A 20,752-nucleotide genomic window follows, 5' to 3' on the forward strand; every position below is an offset into this window, starting at 1 on the left:
GAAAAATTTTTCTGTAATCAATAAAAAGGCCAGACATGCTGACCTTTGAATTCTGAATTGGCCTAGATTCTGCCTTGAAGTGGGATAATTGTCACGCTTTCTCCCTCTTTTACTGTATCAACAGCAGGTGAGATTTCGATTAAACAGTTCGCCTCACTCATAGAGCGGAGAATGCCAGAGCCTTGTTTACCTGTTGTGCGAACCGTTAGGCGACCTGTTTCGTCTAGTTCGTAGATACCGCGACTAAACTCGGTACGACCTTGGCGAGAGCGCAGATTTTCTGTCGCAATGGCACTGACTTTAAGTGGCTTCCAGCCTTGTTCGCCTTGCATCTTACGCAGCGCTGGTTCAACAAAATTGATGAATGAAACCATCACAGCCACAGGGTTACCCGGCAGACCAAAGAAAGGCTTATCGTTGATTTGACCGAACGCAAGCGGACGACCAGGACGCATGTTGATACGCCAGAAATCAATTTGCCCCAGTTTATCCAATGCCAGCTTAATGTAATCTGCATCGCCAACGGATACGCCGCCAGAAGTCATCACTACGTCGGCTTGCGCAGAAGCATTTTCGAGCGCTTCAATCATCAACTGCTCGTTGTCTTCTAGAATTCCGAAATCCAAAATTTCGCAGCCAAGTTTCTCTAATATGCCCATGATAGTGAAACGGTTTGAGTCGTAGATTGAATTCGCTTTCTGTTCTGTACCCGGCGCTTGTACTTCGTCACCGGTAGAGAACACAGCAACTTTTAACTTGCGGAACACATTCGTTTCACCAAAGCCAAGAGAAGCAATCATGCCCATCTCAGGAGAGGCTAGGCGAGTACCGGCAGTAAACACATCGCTACCAATTGCTAAGTCTTCACCTGCTTGGCGAACGTTTTGACCAGTTTTGATGCTCGCACCATTGAACGTGACAGTATCGCCATCCTGTTTTGCTTGCTCACGCATAACAACGGTATCACCATTGGTAGGCGTTGGTGCGCCCGTCATGATCTTAACCGCTTGACCAACTTCCAGAGGCTGATCGTAAGCATGACCCGCCATCACTTCAGCAACCACTTGGTAGCTGTCGCGCTCGACATCATCACCGCGAATCGCGTAACCGTCCATTGCTGAGTTGGTGTATTGCGGAACGTTCACTGGTGACACAACATGATCTGCAAGCACGCGGCCGTACGCATCTTCAATCTTGCACGATTCGGTTTCGGCAACCGTGTTCACCAAAGATAGGATCTTTTCTTGTCCTTGAACTACAGAAAGGAAAGCTGGAGAAAGGGTATCGCAGCAAGCGGCTTCTTTCTCTTTACTCTTTGGTGCTTTCGCTTCTTGAACATACTGAATAACGAACTGGGCAATCGCTTCAAGATCGTTAATGTTCATTTGTGGCAGTTCAGAGTCTAATTCGCCACTGTCTGAAGCAATCGCAATGATGTTTTCATCGTTTGGATGAAGCCAAGGCTTGCCGACTTCTTCACGGTGCAATTCGATCTTAGGAAACGCAATGTTTTTGCAGCCTTCCACTAGAACCACGTCTAGTTTGTCTTCGTCGAAACGCGTTAGTAGGTAATCAAACTCAGATTCCGACTCAGGTGTTTCTGTCATCAGCGCAAAACGGTTACGAGAAGAGATCAGCATTTGCGATGCGCCCGCTTTACGTAGGCGGTGGCTGTCTTTGCCCGGTTGGTCGACGTCAAAGTTATGGTGTGCGTGTTTTAGCATACCAATACGTAAACCCGCTTCGGTTAACTTCGGTAACAAGGCTTCAAGTAGCGTAGTTTTGCCTGTACCAGAGTAGGCAGCAAAACCAAGAATAGGGATGTTTAGCGTGTGTTTCATGATTCGAGTTGTCCAAATTGCGCCAGTTCTTCTGGAGTATTTAAGTTGACGAAACAGTTTGGTGAGTCGCTAAAGTCAACGTAACTGGTGTTGCACTCTTTATAGAGTAGGATGATCTTACGATCGCCACGTTCTAAAAACGCAGTCAGTTTTGGCAGAACGCGCTTGTGGTAAAGCGTGAAGACGGGTTGCTGGTGGTCGCCATCATGAGCAACCAAAATATCGGTGTCTTCTTTTACCGCGTGGCAAAAACGCTCAACAAGATCGGTGTTAATTTGTGGGCTGTCACAAGGGACGAAGCCAACCCAATCGGTTTCTGCATGAACCAAGCCCGCGTGGATACCACCCATCGGACCTGGGAAATCTTTGAATTGATCGCTGAAGACGAAACCAAACGCACGATAGGCGTCTTGGTTTCGGTTTGCATTGATTAGAATGCGCGGTGTTTGCGGAGATAAACGTTCGATAACGTGTTCGATGAGTGGTTTCTGATTCAGTTCGATCAGGCCTTTGTCTTTTCCACCCATACGGCTGGCTTGGCCACCAGCTAAAATGACCCAACTAGTTTGTGTTGGCTGAAGCATATGCGTTCTCTTGGGATGTTTCTTTTGGTATGACATACAAGAGTGGAGACTCTACCAAAGTCTTGTCTTTAATCCACCACTGTTTTTTACATAAATCCGTCAACGCGTTAGCTTGGTGGCTAGTCACAACAATACTAGAACCTCGATCAAGCAGATCTTTTGCCATGATGACCAGACGTTCAATTGACTCTTGGTCGAGAGAGGCACTTGGTTCGTCCATCAACAAAATCGATGGTTTTAAGATCCAAGCTCGTGCCATTGCCACGCGTTGCTTCTCGCCGCCGGACAATACAGAGATGTGTTCGTCGGCTAAGGTTTCTAACCCTACCATGCGCAGCGCACTAATAACTTGAGCTCGCTTATCTTTTGCCGAGTCTTGTTGATATTTAACTCCATAAACGACGTTTTCATATACAGTGCCGTCAAAAAGGTAAGGAGATTGATGGAGATAAATCACATCAACACGACCACTACGACGCGTCCACTTTTTAAGCCAAGTGTCTTTAGGTGCAACCACTTTGCCCGTGGAAGGCTTTAGCAAGCCAGCTAGGATTTTGAGTAGGGTAGTTTTACCAACACCGTTGTCGCCTTTAAGGTAAATCGCGTCATTTGGACCAATAGCCAATTCAGGAATGTGAAAAAGCACGCGCTCTTTAAAGCGCATGGACAATTGCTCGGCGGTAATTTTTATAGTCATAATTCACCCTTACATTGGGTCGATGGCGAGTCGATTGCTTGCTTCATGTTCTTAGATAACCTTTGCCTCTCATACTAGATAAGAGAAAGTTGAGCGCTAACGCTAGAGATAATAATACAATTCCTAATGCAACTCCTTGCGCAAAAGCACCTTTACTACTTTCCATAGCAATGGCAGTCGGAATATTGCGGGTCACGCCCATAATATTACCACCAACCATCATCGAGCAGCCTACCTCGGTGACGATTCGTGAGAATCCCGCGATGATTGCGGCCAATAAAGGAAAACGTGTCTCCCAGATCATAGTAGCAGCGATACGTGGCATTGAGGCACCCAGTGTGATTGCAGTTTCAACTGCGCGACGGTCACTAGATTGTAGTGCGCCGTGCATCATGGAAACCAAAACCGGGAAACAGACGATCATTTGCCCTAAGATCATGGCTTTTTGCGTAAACAGCATTTGCCAATCTCCCAACGGACCAGCTCTTGAAAGCATCATATACAGCAGCAAACCTATGACTACTGTTGGAACCGCCTGTAAGGTGTTCACAATGGAGAGCAAGAACCATTTACCACGAAAGTCGGTGTAGGCTAAGACAAAGGACATCAAAATAGACGGCAATACCACCAAAGATATTGCCGTAATAGAAACACTAAAGGAGACCGCAACGATCTCCCATAGGTCTGCATCAAAATTCACCAGTAAGCGCAGGGCTTCTAGTGTTGTATCAGCAAGATTCATATTGCGTTATTTGCTCTCAGCATTCGCAACGAACAATTGTTTACCATTCAGACGGAAGCCATTGATCAGCTCCTGACCGCGTGGGTTCACCAACCAGTCACTGAATGCTTTCGCACCTTGGTAGTTGATGGTTGGGTAACGCTCTGGGTTAACCAAAATCACTTGGTACGGGTTAAACAGTTTTTCGTCGCCTTGGAATAGAATCGCAAGATCCAGTTTGTTTTGGTAAGCCAGCCATGTACCGCGGTCAGTCATGGTGTAGCCTTGCATCTCTGACGCCATATTTAGAGTAGGGCCCATGCCTTGGCCTACGCTGCGGTAGCCGCCAAAGTTTGGTTCCATCTTAGTTTGCGCCCAGATGCCCAGTTCTTTTTTGTGTGTACCAGAATCATCGCCACGAGAGATGAAAGTCGCGTCTTTGTTTGCGATCTCTTTGAATACGTCTAGCACTGACGCATCGTCTTTCACCTGTGCTGGGTCAGCTTTAGGGCCAACGATAACGAAGTCGTTGTACATCAGTTTACGTGGAAGGACGCCGTAGCCGTTTTCAACGAACACACCTTCTGCTTTAGGCGCGTGCGTCATGACCAAATCAACGTCACCGTTTTCACCCATCTTCAGTGCTTTACCAGTACCTGCAGCGATGATGTCCACTTTGTAGCCAGTGTCTTTTTCAAATTGAGGAAGTAGGTAGTCCAGTAAGCCAGAGTGGTAAGTACTTGTTGTCGTAGCCAGACGGATGTGTTCGCCTTCTTGAGCTGAAAATGCAGAGTAGCTTACAAGAGTGATTGACGTTGCAGCTAGAGTCAGCGCAATTTTTTTCATTTTAGTTGTTTCCTTTCCAATGATTCTTTGGCTTCTTAAGTCTTGGGGTACTAAAGAAGTCGCCAGAGCGTCATAGTGCGCTCATATCTCAAGTCATCTTAGGGTGAGGGAGTGAGGTGCGATGGTTGCGCGTTGATGTCTCCCGCATCCTGAGACCACTTGGACAATCCATATAGCAAACAAGATGCCAACATTTTACAAGCTCAAAATGTTTGATTTATGCGCTAATTCATGGACTTATTTGCATAAAAATTTGCGTTGGTACAAAATGTCGCACTTTTTGTAGGGTATCTCTGTTTAAACTTGGTACACTCTGTCCCATTCGAATCCAACTGGGGTAAATATGTCTACTCAATCCCATATTAGTACAAACCAACAATACAACGCTTTTTCAGTACTGGTCGTTGATGACGAACTCGGTATGCAAGCCATCCTTAAAAAGGCTCTGGGCAAACTGTTTTCGCAAGTCGATACAGCGGGCAGCATTGAAGAAGCGGAAGAGCTACGTAACTCGCGCCACTACGATTTGATCCTGTTGGATATCAATTTGCCAGGGCGTTCTGGGATTGAATGGGAAGAAGCCTTTGAGGATGACGACAAACGCGCCGATGTTATTTTCATGACCGGTTACGCGGATTTAGAAATCGCGATTCGAGCACTTCAGCTTGGCGCGTCGGATTTTATCCTCAAGCCGTTTAACCTAGAGCAGATGCTGAAAGCAGTCAGTCGTTGTATGGATCGCCGCTTAAACGAGCGCATGCAATACGCGATGAAGCGTGACTATCAGCGCCATCACACCTCTGAAATCATTGGTGGCTCAGAGAAAACGCGTCAACTTAAACAGATGATTGCTCAGTTTGCACCGTCTCGCGCGTCTGTTCTAGTTGAAGGTGAATCGGGCACGGGCAAAGAACTGGTTGCGCGAGGCATTCACCAAGCAAGTGGGCGTACTGGTCCATTTGTCCCACTTAACTGTGGTGCGATAGCGCCGGAGCTTTTAGAGAGTGAACTATTTGGTCACACCTCAGGTGCCTTTACCGGAGCGAAGAAATCACGTGAAGGTCTATTTCGCGTAGCCAATGGCGGCACATTATTCCTTGATGAAATCGGTGAAATGCCTTTATCCATGCAAGCGTCACTGCTGCGTGTGTTAGAGCAACGCACCATTCGTCCTGTAGGCTCAGAGCGTGAAATCAGTATCGATGTGCGCATTGTCGCGGCGACCAACCGCAACTTACAAGAAGAAGTCAACAAAGGTAATTTCCGAAGCGACCTTTATTACCGTTTAAACGTGTTAAAAATTGAAGTCGCACCTCTGCGTGAGCGTAAAACCGACTTGTTTGAACTGGTGCCGTACTTTAGCAATATGCTGACCAGTGAACTTGGCATGCAAGCACCGAAGTGGGCGCATGAAGATATGGAAGCAATGAGCGAATACGATTGGCCGGGCAACATTCGTGAGCTTAAAAACCTAATTGAGCGCTGTATTTTGTTAGGTAAACCGCCGGCGCATCACTGGCGTGAACTCAATGGCGGTCATGCTTTACCTAATGTTTCCATTACCGTGTCACATAGCGAAGAGCTTCCGACGTTCAAAGAAGGTAAATCGTTCTCTGGGGAAGGCTATCCAAACTCTTGGACCTTAAAAGAAGTAGAAAAAGCGCATATTCAACAATTGGTTAATTTGCACGAAGGTAATAAGTCAGCAGCGTCTCGAGACTTAGGAGTGGCACGAAAAACGCTAGAGCGCAAATACAAAGAGTGGGACTCCGAGGACGAGGATTATGCCGAGTAATAGTTGGCAGCAACACAAAGGAATGTCGAAATGGACATATCGATTTAAAACTATGGTCCGTTATCGACTGTTGATTTTAACGTCTGCGCCAATCTTCCTAACGCTGATAGCCCTTATTGGTATTACGATCTATTGGTCTATTCACTATACGTGGCAAAACGCGCTATTAGATGTGTCTGAGCGTTTGGGCGTTGCGAATAACAGCATTACGCTGCTACAACAAAAGCAAGCGAATTACGTTAAAGCGTTCTCGGATTCATATGATTTCCGTACACGAGTGAACCAAAATGTCCCACAAGCGCAATTGCAAACTTGGGTGACTGAGCAGAAGAAACGCTACGGGTTGGATTTTTTATCCTTTCAGCGTGTGAACTCGATGGAAAACAAGTTCCGCTTTATGGATTTAACCAAGCGCGAATCTTTCTTCGATGTACTGGATAGAAAAGAGCTGGAGAAGCTTGACCCAGAACTCGCTAAACGCGCTGAAGTGCCTATTTTGAAAAATGGCGGCGTAGAAGCTCGTGGCTTAGTGAGTAGAACGGTTATCCCTGTTTATAGCCAGCATAATGACTTACTTGGTTTTTTAGATGGGGGACTGCTGCTTAATAACAGTACGGTGCTGGTCGATCAAATTCGTGATCTTATCTATTTGAACGATAACGACAGGCTACGTCCGGTGGGAACTCTAACGGTATTTTTGGATGATCTTCGTGTTAGTACCAATGTTCCTTTAGATAGTGACCAACGTTTAGGGCGTGCAATCGGCACACGAGTCAGTTCAGAGGTGTACAACAAGGTTCTAGATGAAGGTGAGCAGTGGGTAGATAGAGCCTTTGTTTACGATGCTTGGTACATTACGGCATATCAACCTATCAAAGACCAGTACGATAACGTTATTGGCATGCTTTACACTGGTTATCTGATGTGGCCGTTTGTTAAGGCATACATGACCAACATTGTCGAAATTAGCGTCATTACTTTGGTGCTTTTATTGGCTTCTGGTGTGATGGTGTATCGTGGTTCACGGGATTTGTTTCGTCCAATAGAACGTATTTACAAGGTCGTGAAGTTGGTCCAACTAGGTAAAGAACAACGTATTGGTCCATTAGGTTTAGATGAACATCATGAGTTGGCACAGTTGGCTCGGCAGTTCGATAATATGTTGGACGCGCTAGAAGAACAAAAGTTAGAACTGAAAAACTCAGCAGCACAATTAGAGTGTAAAGTCCAAGAGCGAACCGCCAGTTTAAAAGATAAAACTGAAGAGCTAGAGCTGCATATTCAACTGCTTAACCAAACACGAGATAAGCTAGTTGTAAATGAAAAGCTTGCTGCGCTTGGTGAACTAACAGCGGGTATTGCTCACGAGATTAATAACCCAACGGCCGTGATTCTTGGTAACGTCGAGTTGATTCAGTTTGAACTTGGTGATGAAGCGAGTCGCGTTCAAGAAGAGATTGATGCGATTCATGTTCAGATAGACCGTATTCGCAATATCACTCGCAGCCTGCTGCAATACAGTCGTCAGGGCGGTGTACAAGATGAAATCACTTGGCAGCACGTCAATCCAATCATCGACGAGAGCATTACGCTGGTTAAAACCGGAACCAAGAAACGCGATATTGAGTTTGTTACGGATCTACAAGCACATACATCTGTAGAGGTCAATCGTCACCAATTATTGCAGATTTTGGTTAACTTGCAGATGAATGGTATCCATGCGATGGAGGGGGCAGGCAAACTGACCGTTGTGAGTAAAGACTGGGTAGAGGACGGAGAATTAAAAGGCGCGGAGATTCATGTGACCGATGAAGGTTGTGGTATTAAACCAGAAAACCTGAGCCGTATTTTCTCACCGTTTTATACCACCAAACGGGACGGTACCGGTCTGGGGCTGTCGGTTTCTCAAAGTATTCTAAGCCAGACTGGCGGCGAGTTAAAAGCGGAATCAGAATGGGGCAAAGGCAGTACGTTCAGTATTTATCTACCGAAGAAAGCTGAGCTGTTGCTTGACGTGATGAATATCGCGTAGGTGATACTCGGTACTGGGTATTTGAATGCGTTTTACCAACTAAAGAAAAGGGTCAGTGTAATCACTGACCCTTTTTAGTATCTGCTTCTTTTTTAACTGCTAAAGCAGGACGTCGAATTAACCCGTATGCACCGCAATTTTGGGTGGGTTGATACTATGTTTCTTAAACTCCTTCATTACACGTAACGTAATGTCGGTCTCAAACAATTTCTCATAAGCGGTATCTACCACGTAAGCTTTACATGTAAGCTGAATCGCTAGGTAGTTATCCGTAATGGTCTGCTTCACCAAAACCGTTACTGGTTTCGGTAGGTGGATATAACGGCTTGAAGATGCTGCTTCCTGAATCAAGTCACGTGCTAAGGTAATGTCTTCATTCATGCCGACATAGAACGGAATCACCACCTGCATATCCAGCGCACCATAGTTTCCGCTGACCACCACTTCACTCAAGAACTTGTTGTTTGGAATGGTAATGATGTCATCGGTAAGAGTACGCATACGAACGGAGCGTAGACCAATTGCAATAATGTCGCCGTAGTTTCCCTCAAAGGTGACGCGGTCACCAACTTGGAATGGTCGGTCAACCATAACGGTCATACCAGCAATAAAGGATGCCGCTAAGTCTTTCATGGCGAAACCAACCGAGACCGCTAACGTACCACCAATTAGCGCAAGGATTTGATCGTTGATACGAAAGCTCATCATAAACACGACAGAGCCTGCCGTTAAGTAAATGAAGAACTGCAAGAATGACTGTAGCTTTTGGAGCATCATTCTGTACTGGACGAACTGGCTACCAATACTCTCTACCATCGAGCTCATAAACTTGAGCAGTAGCCAAGTGCAGGCGATGACAATGATTGAGAAGAACACACCACTCCAGCGAATTAAACTGGCAATTTGTGAAATGTTATCCACACTTGCGATTTCTTCACTCGCAAATACAGAGGTACTTAGTAGAGAAAGAGCCAATACGGTGAGTAGTTTTTTCATCGTTATTTCACCAATAAATGTTGACGGTCGAGAACGTTGGTAATGTGGCGGAACCAGTGATCCGACACGCGAGCTTTGTCTTCACTCCACTCGATAAAACCGCGGCTTTGGAAGTAGCGCAGAGTACCGATAACTTCTGCAATACTCAGCTGCGTACACTCAGACAGTTCTTCCGGCGACGCCACCTCAAGCTGAACAATAGAACGCAGCACTGCCAGCATAGGCTTCGGCATTTTCTCCAGCTCTTGCGACTCTGGCGCATGGAATAATCGAACCACCACTTGCTGAGTCTCTTTATCCTGACGGAGAGACAAGCGGAAGAAGCGCAGGCCAACGGTTGGGTTACCATCTGAGTAATGCCACAGAATACGGTAGAAACCTTGCTTAGCACGTTCTTCTTCGGTGATGTCTTCCTGATCCCATTGCTTTGGCACAACAAGGCCGTCAAACGTTACAGGATTTTCAACTTCCTGGTTAATACGCGTATCAAACAGTGCAGACAGCTGTTTCTCGCTCCACCGCGGCATAAATGCCACCCAGTCAAACAGCAAACGTTCGCCACGAGCACGGTCGACAAAACGCCAGCTCGCTTTCTCAATCGCCATCACAACGCGGTGATTCTTCTTAGAGCGACGAAGTAGGTTAGTCAGCTTAATTAAACCACCTAAACCGCCCACCATTGGTTTAACTAAGCGTTGGGCGTTATCGACGGCGATAAGGTAAGGCGTATCACTCTTACGTAGATGGGCAAGAACCTGAATCTCGGACGCGTCCTCTTCTAATCCCAGTTGCAGAGCCAGTTCTTTCAGTAGCTCACTGTAACCTGCGTATGGGCAGTTTAGATAAAGCGGCTCGGCATTCTTTACTTTGCTCAACATAGTGCGTAGGAAGGTCGTTGTACCGACACCACGTTCTCCGGAAATAACGCAAACCGCAGGGCTGTCTGTCAGTAGGTATTTGGACAACTGCTTAAGCTCATCAGCAGCGTATTCTACCAATTCACTGTCTTCACAGCCTGGTAGGACATAATCAAACGCTTGGTCACCTTTTACTCGCACAAGGTTGGTGTCAGCACCATTATTACCCGTTTGTTTTGCCACTTCGATACGGAATAAGTACGCTAAAGCTTGGCTAAACATGGTGTAGTTAGACAGCATTGCCACAATACGATGCTTAAAGCTGTGTAGCATTATCCATGTGGCAGCGATGGCCGTGCCGACGATGCTCAGTAGAATGGTATCTTTGCGGCGAATTGCCCAGTTTACCCACACTGGTCTTTCAGATAGTTTCTCCGCAACTTCAAACACTTTATTGCGCCATAGTCGCAATACAGACAGCGTCACCAATACAAACCAGAAGAACAACGCACTGTAGATCCAAGAGTAGATGGTGCCTTTCCCGAGCGTTCGCATAGAGATTTGCAGAATCACTCCGGCAACAATGGCGCTCCACACGTAACGACGAATGGTCGAAAGACGTAGGGCAATCACCTCTTGGTTAGTACTGCGACTGTTGCGGTAAGCAAACTCCAAGATAAAGCTAATAGCAATAGATCCGCCTAGAACCCACCAAGTGAATATTTCGAGAATAATCAGGTGCTGCAAGCTAGGGGTTTCTGATAGCACCCGCAGAGATAGCGTAATAGCAATCAACCAAGCAATTGCTCTGTGCGCACGACTGATATACCAAATCAAACGTACCCAGATCGGCGGCGTGGTAACGTTGTCCAACTGTGTTTCACGGAACAGAGTAATGATGCGCTTGCTGTTGGTTAACCACCATACCAAACCAAAATAGATGAACAGCACTTTGATGCCAGCCCATACGACTGGGATAGGCGATATCAAAATCTCTTTAATCAGTGATTGGAACGAGCGAATTTGGAAGAACAGTAAGTATTCAGCATTTAACTGGGTTTGGTGCCACTCTTGCTTGAATTGAGTCACACCGTACGGGCCAAAGCCAGTAAGCTTGTCGTGTGTGATGGGATCGGTCAGTTCCAACAAACGTTCTTTACTTTGCCCTAGGCTGTTAAGTGTTAAATGACTTGATTGCGTATCAAACCATTCTTTATCTTCACCAGACTCTCGGTAGGTATTTAAATGTTGATCAAAGATACGGGTTTGTTTGCGCTGCTCACTCATTACTGCGTTGAGCAGTTGGTTGACCTTACGTTTGTCTTGGTCCGACATAAACAAAGGTTCTGGCAGCTTGTTGATCTCCTGAGTGATCTCTTGCGCTACAGGCAAGACTTGAGGCTCAGGCTGAAATTCGTACTCCCACTCAGCTTGAGCAGGTAAAGAAAGCACGAGACCGACTAGCATTAAAATGCGCGCCATGAAATGCATAAAATTCTCTTAAAACTTAGAAGGTTAGAGTTAGTGTAGTTGCTTTATCGCGATATGCGAGTTTTACCCAATGACCGTGCACGATGTTGCGATTTCCCTTGATAAACTGATGCTTAAAAAAGGCATAGCGTACGGAATTGATAAAAGGGGACGCACTATAAACCTAATTTCATGGAGTATGTCAATGCTTGGTCATGACGAATTTATGTCTCAGATTTGAGTCGGTTAGGGTAGGAGCGCTTATTAGTAGCAAGGTTTATGTTAGCCAAATCTCAAAAAACAGCCTGCTAAAGAATGCTTTTTCTCATTAATTAATAAAAACAAAACTTGAAGTGTGTAGCCTTAAGCAGTAACGTTGCGCGGTTTTTCCTAATAAACTTGAATTGCTAAGGTAAAGGTTTTGATTTCCACAGCGAATATTACTCAACAATTTGGCGCTAAGCCGCTATTTGAAAACATCTCAGTTAAGTTCGGCGAAGGTAACCGCTACGGCTTAATCGGGGCTAACGGTTGTGGTAAATCAACCTTTATGAAAATCCTGAGCGGTGAGCTTGAACAAACAAGCGGTAACGTAAGCTACGATCCAAACGAGCGCGTTGCAAAACTGAACCAGGATCAGTTCGCGTACGAAGAATTCACTGTAATCGATACAGTAATCATGGGTCATAAAGAGCTATGGGAAGTGAAGCAAGAGCGTGACCGCATCTACTCACTTGCTGAAATGAGCGAAGAAGACGGCATGAAAGTGGCTGACCTAGAAGTTCAGTTCGCGGAAATGGACGGTTACATGGCAGAAGCGAAAGCGGGTGAGCTTCTTCTTGCTGTGGGTATTCCAATGGAGCAACACTTCGGTCTAATGAGTGAAGTTGCACCGGGTTGGAAACTTCGTGTGCTTCTAGCTCAGGTTCTATTCGCAGACCCAGACGTAATGCTTCTTGACGAACCAACCAACAACTTGGATATGGACACTATCCGCTGGTTGGAAGACACGCTAAACGCGCGTAACTGCACAATGATCATCATCTCGCACGACCGCCACTTCCTAAACTCAGTATGTACGCACATGGCAGACTTGGATTACGGTGAGCTACGTGTTTACCCAGGCAACTACGATGAGTACATGACAGCGGCTTCTCAAGCTCGTGAGCGTCTACTAAACGACAACGCGAAGAAGAAAGCACAAATCGCTGAGCTACAAACGTTCGTTGCACGTTTCTCTGCAAACGCATCGAAAGCAAAACAAGCAACATCTCGTGCGAAGCAAATCGACAAGATCAAACTGGACGAAGTGAAAGCGTCTAGCCGTCAAAACCCATTCATTCGTTTTGAACAGTCTAAAGAGCTATTCCGTAACGCTCTGATTGTTGAAAACCTAAGCCAAGGTTTTGAAGAAGACCTATTTGCTAACTTCAATGCAATTTTTGAAGTCGGTGAGCGCGTTGCAATCATCGGTGAGAACGGTGTGGGTAAAACAACCCTACTGAACACACTTGCTGGTGTACTAGAACCACGTACTGGTGAGTTCAAATGGTCTGAAAACGCGAACATCGGTTACTACGCGCAAGACCACGCACACGACTTCGAAGAAGACCTAAACCTAACTGATTGGATGGGTCAATGGCGTCAAGAAGGCGATGACGAGCAAGTGGTTCGTAGTTTCCTAGGTCGTATGCTGTTTGGTCAAGATGACATCAAGAAGTCAGTAAAAGTACTGTCTGGTGGTGAGCAAGGTCGTATGCTGCTTGGTAAGCTAATGATGCACAAGCCAAACATGCTGCTAATGGACGAACCAACCAACCACATGGACATGGAATCGATCGAATCTTTGAACACGGCACTAGAGCAGTACAAGGGCACATTGTTCTTCGTATCGCACGACCGTGTATTCGTAGACTCGCTAGCGACACGTATCATCGAAATCCGTGACGGCAAAATCACAGATTTTAAAGGTACTTACTCCGAGTTCCTAAAATCTCGCGGCATTGAAGGCTAACGCTCTTATTGCCCAAAAATAGAAAGTCTAAAGATAAAAAGCCCCAAGCATGCCTAATGCTTGGGGCTTTTTTATGTTCCCAAGAACGGAATATTGAAACAGGTACATATTGTGCAAAGGAGAACTTAGAAAGCGAATCTTCGAGCTTTCTCGTATTTTGAAATTCAAAATGAGAATAGGGACGAGAATATATGCCGGATTATAGAACAAGCTTGAAAGTAATAGCCTTTGGTTTCGTGCTGTTGACATGCTTTGTGCCAATGCTTGCATGGTTCGCTTTTTCTACATCTCAAGCACAAATGTACTGGCAAAGTTGTACAGAAGTTTGGGCGCATAGAGGTCTTACGACAAGAGCGGAAGAAAATACCATTCCAGCGTTTAATGAAGCGTTGAAAGCGGGAGCGAAAGGTATTGAAATTGATGTGTTCTACGATGTGGCACAGCAGCGCTTTTTGGTAAAACACGACCCAGAGCCTAAAGAGATAGAACTGACTTTAGAGTGGGTATTTGTCACGTTTGGAGGCTCTACACAATATTGGTTGGACTTTAAAAATCTCTCTCAACTCGATCTCGATGAACGTAACAGTGCTTTAGATCATTTGGTTAGTCTTGCTGACCCCAATATTAGCCGGAGACAAATCGTCATCGAATCGGTGAACGAACACGCGCTTTCTGCATTTACAACCCAAGGCTTCAACACGAGTTATTGGTTAAACTTGAATGATGACATCAGTGACTGGCGGTACTTTATCTATGCGGTCAAAACGCATATTAAGTATTGGTTGGGTTGGTTTACAGCAGTCTCTACCGACATCAACTATTACACGGACCGATTTCGTATTGCTTTCTCTGATATCCCTACTTTACTGTTCACCGTTAATCAGCCAATGGCGATAAGGGAAATTGAGCACCCTAACATTAAGGTTGTTTTAACCGATATCCCCATATATTCGCAGTTTTCTTATTGTCACCAACAAGGAGGTGAGTAATGAGTTCATCTCGTTCGGTTCGCTCACAGTCTCTTGTATGCGTCGTCGTCATGGTTGCGTGCATCACTTTCGCCTACGTAACGAATATCGATAAGTTTCACGTCTCGACTGTCAAGGCGCTGATACACGTACTATTTCAATCCTTATTGCTCTTTGGTTTAGTGGTGACATTAAACGTCTTTAAGCCGTTGAAATGGTTGGTTGTGCTTTTCCTAGGTATCGTGTTTTTTACACACTTGGCCTACCAAGCGCCACTTTCGATTAGTACGATCTTTAGCGTGTTCAATGCACCAACTGAAGAGTCTGCGAGCTTCGTCGCTGAGCATGGGTGGGAAATGCTAAGTACTACGCTTTGGGTTATCGTGCTCGCGTTACTTAGCTCCTCTATAACGGCAAGCAAATGGTGGCGATGCTCTCTCTATGCTGGTTCGATATACCTGTTATTACCTTTTCTTGTTCAGATACCCAAGGTATATAGCGGCAATGAATTTGCGGACTATATCAATAAAGGTACGGCGCGCGGATACTCGTATTCTTATACCGCAGCTGAATACACCATACATAAACTGTCTTTGCGTTTTCCGACCTTTCAAAGCGTGATTGCTATAAAAGACTCTGTAAGCCTGATGACACTGCAAACCGATAATGCTGCGACGTGGACGAATGTAGAAGCATCAACAGAGGCGGCAAACGTTCTTGTTATTGGTATAGGAGAGTCTCTTAGAGCTGGTAACATGAGTTTGTATGGGTATGAGAGAAAGACCACCCCAAAACTCGATGCTATTAAGAGCCAGTTGACGGTCGTTAATCAACCGTATGCGGCAGGGAGTAATACGTGGGGGGCGATACCTGCGATGCTGACGAAAACTGGCAATATGCCTAACTTCTCACAATCAATTATTCTTCTTGCGAAGGCGGCAGGTTATCAAACTTTCTGGTTGTCGAATCAAGCACAATTCGGTCAGTGGGACTTTTCAATCTCAACACTCGCTCAGCAAGCGGACACCCAATATTTTGCTTCAAAAGAAGAAGGAGGAGCTCTGTATGATGATGTCCTCATCGCACAACTGTCCGCAGCACTTGAACAACGCTCAGAACGTAAATTGATTATCCTACATTTCTATGGCTCTCATATGAACTTCTCCGATCGCTACCCTGCGGAATTTGATTTGTTTAGCTCAGGAGAAAAGAGACTCGACCAATACGACAACAGTGTTTTGTACACTGATTTTTTGCAGGCTGAGATCATTGAGATGGTGAAAAAAGCGGGCGGAGAATATGTCTTTTTCTCCGATCATGGGCTTGGTTCTCCTCACGGAGCTTTACCGCTTAAACACGACGTCAGAACTCCACCGGATATCGAGTCTCTATACGTACCATTTTTCTTCACGGGAAATCGAAATATACCTGATATTAATCATCGACCACTTTCTCTGTTTTACTTTGAGTGTTTCTTCTCTAGTTGGTCAGGGATCACCACGGAAGAGCTATCAGAAGAATATTGTGGGAAGAGTGTTAACAACGATTTTATCGTGTATATGGATTCAAATATGGCAGTGCGTAAGCAAAGGAAAGCTGAACTGAACAGTAGTCAACTGGCGCTAAGTAAATAGAACGGGGAAGCGCTGAACTTCCCCGTAGCTATGCTTTTTCCATTAATACTTAAATTGACCAAGTAGCGTCTGTAATCTTGAACTTACGCTCTCAACCTCGTTACTCGACGTAGAAGATTGGGCAACGAGTTGATGGGTCTCACTGGCTAGTACCGCGATTTGGGTAATATTACGGTCAATCTCACTAGACACTGTGCTTTGCTCTTCGGATGCAGCGGATATTTGGGAATTCATATCGAATAAGGTATCCACTTGCGTAGTGATTGACTCTATTGAGCCTTGAGCTTTTGAACTGATCGAATTGGTTTCTTCGGCTTGCTCGAAACTGGTTTGCATCATGTTTACGGCTTGTTGCACACCCATGCCAAGCTGACTAATCGTGGTTTCAATTTGATGGGTCGAATCATTGGTAAGTATTGCCAATTGTCTTACTTCATCGGCCACGACTGCGAATCCTCGTCCACTATCACCAGCTCGCGCTGCTTCAATAGCCGCATTAAGTGCGAGTAAGTTTGTTTGTTCTGCAATACGCTGAATAGAGGAGACGATATGGTTGATCTCTTGGCTCTGGCCTTCCAAATCTTCAACGGTAGATTTGGAGGCATGGATATGCTCCATTAGGGTTGTGGTGCTCTGTTTCGATTGCTCAGTTAAAGAAAGTGTTTCTATTGCACTACGACGAACTTCGCTTGCTGTTTGCGCCGCAGCATCGATATTGTTGTTGATCTCATTACTCGTCATCACCAACTCATTGACCGCCGTTGCGACAGACTCCGCTTCGACCTTTTGCAATTGGCTATTATTCATGCTCTTGTCTGCGCTGTGCTTACACGTTGAAGCACTTACTTTAAGAATTTCCAGCACTGCAGCGAGCTCAATCATATTTTTGTGTATTTTTTCTATGAAGAAGTCAAAGGACTGAGCCAATTGTCCCAACTCATCTTTGCCTCTCGCTTCCATTCTTACGGTTAAATCACCATCACCTGATGAAATGTTGTTCATCATATGTGTGATTGCATTCAAGCGTCTCGATATGGTCACAGATAGTAAGATAAGCAATGTCGATACGAACAGTGCGATGAACGCTCCAATTATATGAAGTTGGAACTGAACTTCTTGTTGCGCATTTTTGGCCATCACTTCAATGTTCTTTTGTAGATCAAATAGCTGTTGTTCTAAGAGGTGGACATTACTTCTTAATGCCCCACTGAAACCTAGACTAGGGGTGTAGCCAATACGCTCAAAACTTGAGACTAAAGATGTTAGGGAAGATAAATAGAGGCGTGAAGAGTGTTCAAGAGAAGGGAAAGTCACGGCTTCTATATTAACTAAATCCGAGGCTTTTGAAATGAGACGCTGGCCAAGGTTCATAGATGGCTGGGAAAGATATTGATAATCCAACTCAACTAACTCTAAGTAGGCGATTTTTGCTTGTGCGCTGTGTGTGTCTATTGTCGCTCTCTTTAGCTCTTCGCGTGCTGTTGCCAGCTGTGCATAAAAGCCGTTTGGTGTGTAGAGTTTTGTTACTTCGTTACTCAGCTCTTTGAATTGTCGTTGATACTCAAAAATACGGCTTTGAGCTTCTTGGATAGTTGAATTGTATTGCGGTGCATTTTGTGTGATAAACGTATTCAGTTCATCCAGTGACACCTCGAGCTCTTGAAAGGTTTTACTAAATCTTGAAAGGTATTTGGGATCATGACGAGCAAGAAAGTCTTTTTCATGCCTGCGTAGGGTGAGGAGTTCTATTTCGCTGAGCTGATTAACCTCGATTGCGTGCCTCAGGGAATCAAGTCTTTCAAAGCTCGCTTGCTCAATATAGGCGTATCCAGAAATGCCTATGAGAAGAATGACAATAATGGATGTAAGTTTTGCTCGGATGGATAGATTGGTAAGTCGTTCAAGTATTGGTGACCCTGGCATGGACACCTCCCTAGCTATTGACGTTTAATTTATGCACCGCAATTCATAATGAGATGTCATATATAAAACTAATAGTATATTGGAGGTGTATTGCAAGTCTGAGTGATAGAGCCGTTACGAGTTACCCTTTACGTCGAACTCAATCTTCTCTGCTCCGGTAAAGACTTGGAAGCGTAAGCCTTTCGCACGAGCGATAGTAGTAATGCCAAACTTTTTCGCCAGATCCAACCCCATTTGAGTCACACCTGAACGAGAAAGCAGGACAGGGATACCCATCTGCGCTACTTTAATCACCATCTCTGATGTAAGGCGACCTGTTGTGTAGAAAATCTTATCTTCACCGGTTTCTTGATTAAGCCACATTTCACCTGCTAGCGTATCAACCGCGTTGTGACGACCAACATCTTCCACAAAAGACAGCACTTCATTGCCTTTACATACCGCACAGCCATGCACCGCACCTGCTTTTTTGTAGGTATCGTTGTAATGCGTCAACGCTTCAAGCGCCGCGTAGATTTCAGATTGTTTCAACGGCACTTGCGGCACTTGGTAATCTTCAAGCTGCTTCATCACGTTGCCGTACATAGTGCCTTGACCACAGCCAGATGTCACAGTCTTCTTCTTCAGCGCGCCTTCTAGGTGTTCGGTATTTTCTTTGGTGATAACTGCAGCTGAGTGCGTTTCCCAGTCAATAATGACCGATTCAATCGCTTCAGGATCAGACAAGAAGCTCTGGTTCTTCAAATAACCCAACACAAGCGCTTCAGGGCGAGAGCCAAGCGTCATTAGCGTAACGACTTCCTTCCAGTTCAACATCACCGTAAGAGGACGCTCACAGGCGATCTGCTTAGTCAGCTTTTCGCCGTATTCGTCAAACACTTCTACTTCGATGGTCTGTAGGGGATTTTCACTGGTTTTAATAATATTTGGTTTTACCACAGTCATTTCCTAATGAATGAGAGAGCCAATACACGCTCTCATTAAATGGGTCTATTCGTCTTAACGCCACATACAAAGCAATTCTCATTCCAAAATAGCCGTTGTGCTGGAAATTGCGAGGCATTGGTACGATTCTGAATTAATTCTGCGATATCGCAGCGATGACACAGGTGCTAATTTGAATTTCTACTAGTTTTGAACTTATGAGCTGAGTGAAGGTTGAGCTCAGTTTGGCGCGTTTATTGCTTTGTACCGCTAAAATGGTTGAAAGCAAAGTACAAAATGTCCTTTTCTTTCTTAAAGCCAACACAGAACAAATTGGGTGAGTTATGTCGGATAAGAAACAGTTCGAGAAAAATGAAGATTCATGGCCGATTGGTGTGGATCTTGTAGAGCATGAAATCAGCACGGGTATTTGGGTTACGACCCAATGGCAACTGACGGGGTTTGAAATTAATCCAACTGAAGACACTCAGCACGTGTGCTTGCTGCAACTGCATAAAGACGAGCGCACCGATTACCGATTTAACCTGAGCTCACAACAGCCTAAGCTCTTCTTGGTAATGGATAATGTCGACTCTAGTGATACGCCTACGATTCAACTGCTTACGGCATCTCAAACTGTCGCCGCGCAATATATGGATGGCGATAACCTAGTATTATCCAATGATATGCCGTTAGCCGTTCAAGCTTGGATGGAAGCTTTTATCGGTCGCCACGGTGAATTGTTAGAAGTAAGACGTAAGAAACGCAAAGGAGCGGGTAGAGCAAATGGCAACTAGTTTTTTTAGCCGTTGGTCGAAACGTAAATTAGAAGAAACTACGACCGAGTCTACAGAGGCTAAGGTTGTGGACTCTGTTGAATCTACTGAGCCAGAAACCGCATACGCACAACAAGAATTAAGCACTGAAGCGCAAGCATCTGCTGCCGATGCTCCTGCTAAAGAGACTGAAGCTCAAGATACATCAAGCGAAACTACCAATCCTGAAGAGATGTCCGTAGCGCAGTTATTGGTTTCTGAGGCGTCAGAGAGCGTTAAGAAAGCAGCACTGCGCAAGATGTTCTTATCAGAAGAATTTAACGTTCGTGATGGTTTGGATGATTACGACGATGACTACAGTAATCTCAAGTCGCTTTCTGAAGGGGTTGCTGAAACACTTCGTGATTGGGTGAAAGAGAAAACAGAAGAAGAATTAGCAGAAGAAAACGCCCAACTCGTTGAATCTAAAGGACAAAATGATGTTGAAGAGGCAGATGCAGAACTTACTGAAGGTGCCGAAATTCCCGAAGCACAAAAAGAACTGTATATAAACACAGCATCTAATGAAAGTGATATTCCAGAGACAAAACTAGGCCCAGAAGAGGTGGGACAAAATATACCACACAAAGAATAGGTACATTTTGACTAAACACTCAATGAACCGGTTGAGACAA

16 protein-coding genes are annotated in these 20,752 nt (G+C 45.2%); 7 read left to right on the plus strand and 9 right to left on the minus strand.

What is annotated here, in order from left to right; genetic code table 11:
- Positions 1–62 precede the first annotated feature (62 nt).
- From BSZ04_RS15780 to BSZ04_RS15800, 5 genes are read right to left on the minus strand one after another with little or no spacing between them, the layout of a single operon-like run.
- On the minus strand, positions 63–1,841 hold the full coding sequence (locus BSZ04_RS15780) for a bifunctional molybdopterin-guanine dinucleotide biosynthesis adaptor protein MobB/molybdopterin molybdotransferase MoeA (RefSeq protein ID WP_088880804.1): 1,779 nt from the start codon (positions 1,839–1,841) through the stop codon (positions 63–65).
- Entirely contained in the window at positions 1,838–2,425 is a 588-nt protein-coding gene (gene mobA, locus BSZ04_RS15785; protein ID WP_047479398.1) for a molybdenum cofactor guanylyltransferase MobA, read from the minus strand. Before mobA ends, BSZ04_RS15780 begins: the two co-directional genes overlap by 4 nt.
- Positions 2,403–3,122: an energy-coupling factor ABC transporter ATP-binding protein gene (locus BSZ04_RS15790; RefSeq protein WP_010448265.1), complete on the minus strand. Its 720-nt coding sequence runs from the start codon at positions 3,120–3,122 to the stop codon at positions 2,403–2,405. Before BSZ04_RS15790 ends, mobA begins: the two co-directional genes overlap by 23 nt.
- A gap of 43 nt (positions 3,123–3,165) precedes the next feature.
- Positions 3,166–3,864 carry an ABC transporter permease gene (locus BSZ04_RS15795; RefSeq protein WP_010448263.1) on the minus strand — a complete coding sequence of 233 codons (699 nt, stop codon included), beginning with the start codon at positions 3,862–3,864 and terminating at the stop codon, positions 3,166–3,168.
- A 6-nt stretch (positions 3,865–3,870) separates the two neighbouring features.
- The gene (locus BSZ04_RS15800; protein WP_010448262.1) at positions 3,871–4,689 is read right to left on the minus strand and encodes an ABC transporter substrate-binding protein; all 819 of its coding nucleotides are present in this window, start codon (positions 4,687–4,689) and stop codon (positions 3,871–3,873) included.
- 343 nt (positions 4,690–5,032) lie between these two features.
- On the opposite strand from BSZ04_RS15800, the gene BSZ04_RS15805 reads away from it, so the two are divergent.
- Both BSZ04_RS15805 and BSZ04_RS15810 read left to right on the plus strand, forming a co-directional pair.
- The gene (locus BSZ04_RS15805; RefSeq protein WP_088880806.1) at positions 5,033–6,484 is read left to right on the plus strand and encodes a sigma-54-dependent transcriptional regulator; all 1,452 of its coding nucleotides are present in this window, start codon (positions 5,033–5,035) and stop codon (positions 6,482–6,484) included.
- Positions 6,474–8,516 carry a sensor histidine kinase gene (locus tag BSZ04_RS15810; protein ID WP_088880807.1) on the plus strand — a complete coding sequence of 681 codons (2,043 nt, stop codon included), beginning with the start codon at positions 6,474–6,476 and terminating at the stop codon, positions 8,514–8,516. Before BSZ04_RS15805 ends, BSZ04_RS15810 begins: the two co-directional genes overlap by 11 nt.
- A 117-nt stretch (positions 8,517–8,633) precedes the next feature.
- Here the strand turns inward: BSZ04_RS15810 and BSZ04_RS15815 are convergent, their stop codons facing one another.
- Both BSZ04_RS15815 and BSZ04_RS15820 read right to left on the minus strand, forming a co-directional pair.
- Entirely contained in the window at positions 8,634–9,512 is an 879-nt protein-coding gene (locus BSZ04_RS15815) for a mechanosensitive ion channel family protein (RefSeq protein WP_010448256.1), read from the minus strand.
- A gap of 2 nt (positions 9,513–9,514) precedes the next feature.
- A complete protein-coding gene (locus tag BSZ04_RS15820) occupies positions 9,515–11,860 on the minus strand; it encodes an ATP-binding protein (RefSeq protein WP_088880808.1) in 2,346 nt (781 codons plus the stop codon).
- A 400-nt stretch (positions 11,861–12,260) separates the two neighbouring features.
- On the opposite strand from BSZ04_RS15820, the gene BSZ04_RS15825 reads away from it, so the two are divergent.
- The 3 genes from BSZ04_RS15825 (at position 12,261) to BSZ04_RS15835 (ending at position 16,455) form a co-directional block, all read left to right on the plus strand.
- Complete coding sequence (locus BSZ04_RS15825) at positions 12,261–13,853, plus strand: ABC-F family ATPase (protein ID WP_071236111.1); 1,593 nt, start codon at positions 12,261–12,263, stop codon at positions 13,851–13,853.
- A gap of 191 nt (positions 13,854–14,044) precedes the next feature.
- Positions 14,045–14,842: a glycerophosphodiester phosphodiesterase family protein gene (locus BSZ04_RS15830; RefSeq protein ID WP_088880809.1), complete on the plus strand. Its 798-nt coding sequence runs from the start codon at positions 14,045–14,047 to the stop codon at positions 14,840–14,842.
- Positions 14,842–16,455: a phosphoethanolamine transferase family protein gene (locus BSZ04_RS15835; protein WP_088880810.1), complete on the plus strand. Its 1,614-nt coding sequence runs from the start codon at positions 14,842–14,844 to the stop codon at positions 16,453–16,455. The genes BSZ04_RS15830 and BSZ04_RS15835 overlap by 1 nt, the downstream gene beginning before the upstream one ends.
- A gap of 42 nt (positions 16,456–16,497) precedes the next feature.
- Here the strand turns inward: BSZ04_RS15835 and BSZ04_RS15840 are convergent, their stop codons facing one another.
- Together BSZ04_RS15840 and BSZ04_RS15845 are read right to left on the minus strand one after the other, a co-directional pair.
- A complete protein-coding gene (locus BSZ04_RS15840; RefSeq protein ID WP_088880811.1) occupies positions 16,498–18,378 on the minus strand; it encodes a methyl-accepting chemotaxis protein in 1,881 nt (626 codons plus the stop codon).
- Positions 18,379–18,492: 114 nt separating this feature from the next.
- Entirely contained in the window at positions 18,493–19,317 is an 825-nt protein-coding gene (locus tag BSZ04_RS15845) for a formate dehydrogenase accessory sulfurtransferase FdhD (protein WP_045389713.1), read from the minus strand.
- Between the two features lie 329 nt (positions 19,318–19,646).
- Here BSZ04_RS15845 and BSZ04_RS15850 point away from each other — a divergent pair, with 329 nt between their 5' ends.
- Both BSZ04_RS15850 and BSZ04_RS15855 read left to right on the plus strand, forming a co-directional pair.
- On the plus strand, positions 19,647–20,099 hold the full coding sequence (locus BSZ04_RS15850; RefSeq protein ID WP_010447891.1) for a DUF3305 domain-containing protein: 453 nt from the start codon (positions 19,647–19,649) through the stop codon (positions 20,097–20,099).
- Positions 20,089–20,712 carry a DUF3306 domain-containing protein gene (locus BSZ04_RS15855; protein ID WP_088880812.1) on the plus strand — a complete coding sequence of 208 codons (624 nt, stop codon included), beginning with the start codon at positions 20,089–20,091 and terminating at the stop codon, positions 20,710–20,712. Before BSZ04_RS15850 ends, BSZ04_RS15855 begins: the two co-directional genes overlap by 11 nt.
- Positions 20,713–20,752 lie beyond the last annotated feature (40 nt).

This window comes from Vibrio rotiferianus (genome assembly GCF_002214395.1).
GTDB lineage: Bacteria > Pseudomonadota > Gammaproteobacteria > Enterobacterales > Vibrionaceae > Vibrio > Vibrio rotiferianus.